The sequence below is a fragment of the Nitratidesulfovibrio liaohensis genome, from assembly GCF_011682075.1.
GTDB classification, from domain to species: domain Bacteria; phylum Desulfobacterota; class Desulfovibrionia; order Desulfovibrionales; family Desulfovibrionaceae; genus Cupidesulfovibrio; species Cupidesulfovibrio liaohensis.
The window spans coordinates 1-545 of the sequence record NZ_VSMK01000781.1; the positions used below are offsets into that span (position 1 = coordinate 1).

Genomic DNA, 545 nt, shown 5'->3' on the forward strand with positions numbered 1-545 from the left:
GGGCGCACCGGGACGCCCCGGAAACGCCGCCGAACAGATATCCGCATGCGCGGCCAGATAGGCGTCCAGCCGGGGGGTGCGGCGCACACGCCCCTGCATCACCGTGGCCCGTTGCGGAAACACGCGCGCGGCGCACACCGGCTCCGGAGGGGCGTCGTTCTCCAACCGCCACGCACCGCAGGCGCGCCCGCCGAACCAGGTCACTCCCAGGGCGGGAAAGTGCAGAATGCCCGCCGTGGGGCAGCCCCGTTCCACCAGGGCCATGCACACCGCAAAGTCTCCCTCGCCGTTCAGAAAACCGCGTGTGCCATCCAGCGGATCCACCAACAGAAAGCGCGGCCAGCCCGCGCGCTCGGCATGCGGGGGGATGCGCCCTTCCTCGGACAGCACGGGCAGGCCGGGCCGAAGCCGGGCCAGCCCTTGGGCCAACACGGCCTGCGAGGCCTCGTCCGCCTCGGTGACCGGAGAATCGTCGGCCTTGCGGCGGGTGCGCGGGGCGGCTCCGCCGCACCAGTGCAGGATGGCCCGGCCCAGATCGGAAGAGC

The 545-nt window shown here is 72.8% G+C and carries 1 protein-coding gene; it reads right to left on the reverse strand.

Features of this window, described 5'->3' with window-relative positions:
* The coding region (locus FVW27_RS19160; RefSeq protein ID WP_279586665.1) for a 3'(2'),5'-bisphosphate nucleotidase CysQ family protein at window positions 1–545 on the reverse strand (545 nt) is incomplete at both ends.